The sequence below is a fragment of the Aldersonia kunmingensis genome (assembly GCF_001646865.1).
GTDB lineage: Bacteria > Actinomycetota > Actinomycetes > Mycobacteriales > Mycobacteriaceae > Aldersonia > Aldersonia kunmingensis.
In genome coordinates this window covers 1-6,446 of sequence record NZ_LRRB01000284.1, presented here as the reverse complement: position 1 = coordinate 6,446, position 6,446 = coordinate 1, and the positions used below count along the sequence as shown (strand labels likewise).

At 67.6% G+C, this 6,446-nt stretch carries 8 protein-coding genes; 1 reads left to right on the top strand and 7 read right to left on the bottom strand.

What is annotated here, in order from left to right:
- The 5 genes from A8G08_RS22730 to mihF all read right to left on the bottom strand — a co-directional run.
- Positions 1-549: S-adenosylmethionine synthetase N-terminal domain-containing protein (locus A8G08_RS22730; protein ID WP_281182176.1), on the bottom strand; the 549-nt coding region annotated here is incomplete at its 3' end.
- 152 nt (positions 550-701) lie between these two features.
- On the bottom strand, positions 702-1,973 hold the full coding sequence (gene coaBC, locus A8G08_RS22725; RefSeq protein WP_068279154.1) for a bifunctional phosphopantothenoylcysteine decarboxylase/phosphopantothenate--cysteine ligase CoaBC: 1,272 nt from the start codon (positions 1,971-1,973) through the stop codon (positions 702-704).
- Entirely contained in the window at positions 1,970-2,269 is a 300-nt protein-coding gene (gene rpoZ, locus A8G08_RS22720; RefSeq protein ID WP_068279151.1) for a DNA-directed RNA polymerase subunit omega, read from the bottom strand. Before rpoZ ends, coaBC begins: the two co-directional genes overlap by 4 nt.
- A gap of 50 nt (positions 2,270-2,319) precedes the next feature.
- The gene (gene gmk, locus A8G08_RS22715) at positions 2,320-2,922 is read right to left on the bottom strand and encodes a guanylate kinase (RefSeq protein ID WP_245672959.1); all 603 of its coding nucleotides are present in this window, start codon (positions 2,920-2,922) and stop codon (positions 2,320-2,322) included.
- Positions 2,923-2,929: 7 nt separating this feature from the next.
- The gene (gene mihF / locus A8G08_RS22710; protein WP_068279148.1) at positions 2,930-3,250 is read right to left on the bottom strand and encodes an integration host factor, actinobacterial type; all 321 of its coding nucleotides are present in this window, start codon (positions 3,248-3,250) and stop codon (positions 2,930-2,932) included.
- Between the two features lie 314 nt (positions 3,251-3,564).
- On the opposite strand from mihF, the gene A8G08_RS22705 reads away from it, so the two are divergent.
- Complete coding sequence (locus A8G08_RS22705) at positions 3,565-4,440, top strand: TIGR03564 family F420-dependent LLM class oxidoreductase (RefSeq protein ID WP_068279146.1); 876 nt, start codon at positions 3,565-3,567, stop codon at positions 4,438-4,440.
- A 43-nt stretch (positions 4,441-4,483) separates the two neighbouring features.
- Here the strand turns inward: A8G08_RS22705 and pyrF are convergent, their stop codons facing one another.
- Both pyrF and A8G08_RS22695 read right to left on the bottom strand, forming a co-directional pair.
- Positions 4,484-5,299, bottom strand: coding sequence for an orotidine-5'-phosphate decarboxylase (pyrF, locus tag A8G08_RS22700; RefSeq protein WP_068279145.1), 816 nt, complete (start codon positions 5,297-5,299; stop codon positions 4,484-4,486).
- On the bottom strand, positions 5,296-6,446 hold a 1,151-nt coding region (locus A8G08_RS22695; RefSeq protein ID WP_483757021.1), incomplete at its 5' end, for an ATP-binding protein. The genes pyrF and A8G08_RS22695, both read right to left, overlap by 4 nt.

The following is a 6,446-nucleotide window of genomic DNA, read 5'->3' as shown; positions in this document are numbered from 1 at the left end:
GGTGACCTGCGTCTTGCCGTCCGGGCGCAAGTACGGCAGCACGCCGGACTTGCGGACCTCGGTGAGCCGACGCGCGAGTCGGTGCGCGAGCGCGATCGGCAGCGGCATGAGCTCAGGAGTCTCGTTGTTGGCGTAGCCGAACATCAGCCCCTGGTCGCCGGCGCCCTGGCGGTCGATCTCATCGTCGGCGAGACCGTCGACGCGCGCCTCGTGCGAGTGGTCCACGCCCTGCGCGATCTCGGGCGACTGCGCGCCGATCGCGATGTTCACGCCGCAGGAGTTGCCGTCGAAGCCCTTGGCGGACGAGTCGTAACCGATCTCGAGCACCTTGTCGCGGACGATCTTGGGGATATCGACATACGCGGCAGTGGTCACCTCACCCGCGACGTGCACCTGGCCGGTGGTCACCAGCGTCTCGACCGCGACGCGGCTGCGTGGGTCGGCGGCGAGCATGGCGTCGAGGACCGAGTCGCTGATCGCGTCACAGATCTTGTCCGGGTGCCCCTCGGTCACGGACTCACTGGTGAAAAGCCGACTGGTCGTGCCCACAGAATCTCCCCTCGAAAGGTCGCCGGCACGCTTCGTGCCGGCCGGTCGTAACCCTAGTACGGTGCCTCGGTTAAGTGGGGCGGCGCACTAGTTGCAATCAGAGTAGTACCGATCTCTGGAGCGCAGCCCCGCGGAGCGACCCGGCCACACGGTCAGGCTTCGCGGCGGCGCATGGCTGCTACCAGCGCATCGAGCACGCGGCTCGCCATCAACGCCTTCGATCCGTGCTCGAGCGCGACCTCGGATCCGTCCGAGGACAGCAGCCAGCCGTCGTTGCTGTCCACCTCGAACGCCCGGCCTTCACCGACGGCATTCACGACGAGGAGATCGCAGCCCTTGCGAGCGAGCTTCGCGCGCGCGTGGGTGAGGACATCACCCTCTTCATCGCCGGTCTCGGCGGCGAATCCGACGATCGCGGTGCTCTTGTGCAGCTTGCCGTCCTCGCGCGCATGAACCAGCCCGGCGAGGATGTCCTCGTTGCGGGTGAGCGGAATCGAGTCCGGCTCCGACGAGGCACCCTTCTTGAGCTTGGCGGTGGCCACCGTCGTCGGCCGGAAGTCTGCGACCGCTGCGGACATCACGACCGCGTCGGCATCGGGAGCGTGCTTGTCGACCGCGACCCGCATCTGCTCGGCGGTTGTCACGTGCACGACATCGACGGCGGCGGGCTCGGGCAGGCCCGCGGTAACACCCGAAATCAGGGTCACCGAGGCGCCGCGCTGAGCGGCGAGACGGGCAATCGCGTAGCCCTGTTTGCCGGAACTTCGGTTGCCGAGGAATCGGACCGGATCGAGCGGCTCGCGCGTCCCACCTGCGGACACCACGACCCGGCGACCTTCGAGGTCTCGCGGCAGCGCGTCGCGCCGTTCGAGCAGCAGTGAGGCTAGGCCGAAGATTTCCTCCGGCTCGGGGAGCCGGCCCGCACCGGTATCGGTGCCGGTAAGGCGCCCGGAAGCCGGCTGGATGACGACGTTGCCTCGTGAACGCAGCGTCGCGACGTTGGCGACGGTGGCGGGGTGCTCCCACATTTCGGTGTGCATGGCCGGCGCGAACACGACCGGACAGCGCGCGGTGAGCAGCGTGGCGCTGAGAAGATCGTCGGCACGCCCGATGGCCGCCCGTGCCATCAGATCGGCGGTAGCGGGGGCGATGACGACGAGATCGGCCTCCTGGCCGAGTCGGACATGCGCGACCTGCGGAATGTCCTGAAAGACGTCGGTACGGACGGGGTTACCCGACAGCGCCTCGAAGGTGGCCTTACCGACAAATTGGAGAGCGGACTCCGTAGGAATCACCCGGACGTGATGCCCGCTCTCCGTGAAGCTACGAATCAGCGCGCAACTCTTGTACGCAGCAATCCCGCCGCCAACACCGATGACGATGTTGCGGCGGTGCTCCGCGGCGATGCGCGCCGAACCGCTCACTCGCCCTCGGTGTGCTCGAGAAGGTCGGAGTGGATTTCGCGCATGGCGATGGACAGCGGCTTCTCCTGCAGACCCGGCTCAACCAGCGGGCCGACGTATTCGAGAATGCCGTCGCCGAGCTGGTTGTAGTAGTCGTTGATCTGCCGCGCACGCTTGGCTGCGTAGATGACCAGCGCGTACTTGGACGACGTGCGGTCGAGCAGCTCGTCGATCGGCGGGTTGGTGATGCCGAGCGGGGTGTCGTACGCCGGGAGTTCCGCCTTGAACTCGGTCGCTGCGGCCTGGCTACTGCTCACTCGAACACTCCTGAATCTATGGCTGTACTTCTGGGTGGGGGCGAAGAAGTCTACTCGGCGGCCCGCTCTGGCGACCGTCCGACCAATAAGGATACCAATGTTTCGCAGGTCCGCTGCACGTCGTCGTTCACAACGACGTTGTCGAACTCGTCACGTGCCGCCATTTCGACCCTCGCGGTCTCCAGGCGCCGTGCGATCACGTCCTCGGATTCGGTCCCACGGCCGGTCAATCGCGACACTAATTCGTCCCAGCTGGGCGGGGCCATGAACACCGCTACGGCCTCGGGCATCGCCGCTCGCACCGAGCGCGACCCCTCCAGGTCGACCTCGACAAGTACCGGCTTCCCGGCGGCCAGCGCCTTCTTGACGGGTGCTGCCGGCGTACCGGACCGCTGCAGGCCGCCGTGGATATCCGCCCATTCGAGCAGCTCCCCGGCCTCGATCATGCGGTCGAACTCGGTGCGCTCGACGAAGTGGTAATCGCGTCCGTCGACCTCGCCGGGACGCGGCGCGCGGGTGGTTGCGGAAACGCTGAACACCAGCTCGGGCAGGCGTTCGCGCAGACAGCGGACAACAGTGGACTTACCGACGGCTGAGGGGCCGACCAGAACAACCAGCCGACCCCTCTGCACGTCGCCTAGCTCGGCGACCACTCCTGTATCAGGAAGCGAAATCGAACTTGGCGAGCAGCGCCTTGCGCTGGCGATCGCCGAGTCCACGCAGCCGACGGGTCGGCGCGATCTCGAGCTCCGTCATGATCTCCTGCGCCTTGACCTTGCCAACCTTGGGCAGGGCCTCGAGCAGAGCCGAAACCTTCATCTTGCCAAGGATCTCGTCGCTCTCGGCGTCCTTGAGCACCTGCTTCAGGTCGGTGCCGCCACGCTTCAGGCGCTCCTTGAGCTCCGCCCGGGCGCGACGAGCGGCAGCCGCCTTCTCCAACGCAGCGGCGCGCTGCTCATCAGTCAACTGGGGAAGGGCCACAGTTCCTCCGTCTCATCGTTTGCTTACACGGTGCCGGTTACCCAGCAGCCGTAGCGACCGTACCCACGGTAGCCCCTGATTGCTAACCCACCCCCCAGGTCAGACCATATTTTTCGGTGTGTCTATCTTGCGCACCCCGCTGAAACGGGCGCGTGAGGGCCTCATTCGACCCCATTTTTGGGCAAACCTGACCGCACCCATGCCGGTAGGTAAAACCCCAGGTCAGACGGTCAGCTACCGCCCGGTCGGATGCGCCGGATAACCTTCGCCACAGCCGCGTGGATTGTGGCCTGTCGACGGGAAAGGAAAATCGCGTGGAAATCGGCGTTTTTGTCCAGGAACAGACCGTCGACAAGGCGATCGAGCACATCCGCGACGCCGGAGAACGCGGTCTGGCCCGCGCCTGGATGCCGCAGATCTTCGGCATCGATGCCCTCACCGTGCTCGCTGTTGCGGCACGTGAGGTACCCGAAATCGGGCTCGGTACGGCAGTAGTGCCGACCTACCCGCGCCATCCGTCCGCGCTGGCCACCCAGGCACGCACCGTGCAGCAGGTATCGGGCGGCCGCTTCACGCTCGGCATCGGACTCTCGCATCAGGTCGTCATCGAGGGCATGCACGGCATGAAATGGGGCGAGGTGCGCCACCTGCGCGACTACCTGTCGATCCTCACGCCGCTGCTCGCGGGAGAGCCCGTCGAATACGCCGGTGAGACGCTGACGGGTCGCCTCGCGCTCGATATCCCCGCCGACCCGGTGCCGACGCTCGTCGCGGCTCTCGGCCCCAAGATGCTCGCCCTGGCAGGGCAAATGACAGCAGGCACCGCGACGTGGATGACCGGCCTGGACACGGTGAGCAGCCACGTCGTGCCCTCGATCCGCGCTGCAGCGGCCGATGCCGGCCGCCCGGATCCGCAGGTCGTCGTCGCGCTGCCGGTTGCCGTCACCGATGACCCCGATGCGGCGCGCGAACGGGCCGCGAAGGTGTTCAAGGTGTACGGCGCACTGCCGTCCTACCGCGCGATGATGGACCGCGAGGGCGCGGCAGGACCGGCCGATCTGGTGATCGCCGGCAACGAGGCCACCGTGCGCGCTGAAATCGAACGGTTCGCCGAGGCCGGGGCGACCGAATTCGTGGTCGTCCCGTTCCTCGAACGTGAGCGCACGCTCGACCTCGCGGCCGAGCTGTAGGCAGAGAACCGCAGAGATCTGCGGCGCTTCAGGCCTGCAGCGGTTAATCGTGCAGGAACGCGAAGGACTCGGTAATCCGGCCGATCGCATCGCGCAGGGCCGGTACGGACGGTCCTGCGCGCAGCACTTCACGCGACACGCTGGGCACCACCGCGCTGAGGTTCTCCCCCACTAGGCGGCGCACGTCGTGCGGTCCGCCGCCCTGTGCGCCGACACCGGGCATCAGCACCGGGCCGTTGAGTGTGGACAGGTCGGGTGCCGCGGTGAGCGTCGCGCCGACCACCACACCGACCGAACCGAGCGGCTCGGCCTCGGCGTTGCGGGCTCCGGCCTCGTCCACCATCACCTGATCCACCGTGCGGCCGTCTCCAACGACCGCACGCTGGACCTGTCCGCCCTCGGGGTTGGAGGTGGCCGACAGCACGAACACGCCGCGATCGGGGCCGAGGTCCAGCGCGGGATCGAGCGAGCCGAATCCGAGGTACGGCGACACCGTCACCGCGTCGGAGGCCAGTGGCCCGTCACCGAGCCAGGCCTGCGCGTAGGCAGCCATCGTGGACCCGATATCGCCACGCTTGGCGTCCGCGAGCACCAGGGTGCCGCCTTCGCGCAGCGCGCCGATGGTCCGTTCGAGCACGGCGAAACCTGCCGAGCCGTAGGCCTCGAAGAAGGCCACCTGCGGCTTGACCAGTGCGACGTCGCCGAATGCCTGCACGCAGAGATCGGCGAACTGCGCCAGGCCCGACGCATCGACCGTGAGACCCCACTCCAGGAGCAGTTCCGGGTGTGGGTCGATGCCGACGCACAGCGGACCCCGCTGACGCAGGGCACTGTGCAGCCGGGCACCGAAACTCGTCACGAGGCGCTCAGCGCCGCGTGCAGGTCCTGCAGCGAGCGAACACCGATATCGCCGCGGATGGCGGATTCGATGCCCTGCACCGCGGCCGCCGCACCCTGCACGGTGGTGATGCACGGGATGTTCATCAGCACCGCGGCGCTGCGGATCTCGTAGCCGTCGACGCGGGGGCCGGAGTTGCCGAACGGCGTGTTGAACACCATGTCGACCTCGCCGGCCTTGATCCGGTCCACGATGTCGGGTTCGCCCTCGACGTCCGCGTCGGAGACCTTGCGGGCGATCTCGCACGGGATGCCGTTGCGCAGCAGCATTTCCGCGGTGCCCTCGGTCGCTAGGATGCGGAAGCCGAGGTCGGCGAGCCGCTTCACCGGGAACACCATCGAGCGCTTATCCCGGTTCGCGATGGAGACGAACACCGTGCCCTCGACCGGCAGCGACCCGTAGGCGGCGGCCTGCGACTTGGCGAACGCGGTGCCGAAGTGGGCGTCGATACCCATCACCTCACCGGTGGACTTCATCTCCGGGCTGAGCAACGACTCGACGTTCGCGCCCTCGGAGGTGCGGAACCGGTTGAACGGCAGCACCGCTTCCTTCACCGCGATCGGGACACCGGCAGGCATCCGGCCGCCGTCGCCTTCCGCGGGCAGGAGGCCCGAGGCACGCAGGTCCGCGATCGACTCGCCGAGCATCACACGCGCGCACGCCTTGGCCAGCTGCACCGCGGTCGCCTTGGAGACGAACGGCACGGTCCGCGACGCGCGCGGGTTGGCCTCGAGCACGTAGAGGATGTCGTCCTTTAGCGCGTACTGCACGTTCAGCAGACCCTTGACGCCGATGCCCTTGGCGAGCGCCTCGGTGGAGCGGCGCACGTTCTCGAGGTCGGCGCGGCCCAGCGTGATCGGCGGAAGCGCGCACGCCGAGTCACCGGAGTGGATGCCGGCTTCCTCGATGTGCTCCATCACGCCGCCGATGTAGACCTCGGTGCCGTCGCACAGCGCGTCGACGTCGATCTCCACGGCATCGTCGAGGAACCGGTCGACCAGAACCGGGCGGTCATCGGAGATCTCGGTGGCGCGGGAGATGTAGTTCTCCAGCGACTTCTCGTCGTAGACGATCTCCATACCGCGTCCGCCGAGGACGTAGGACGGGC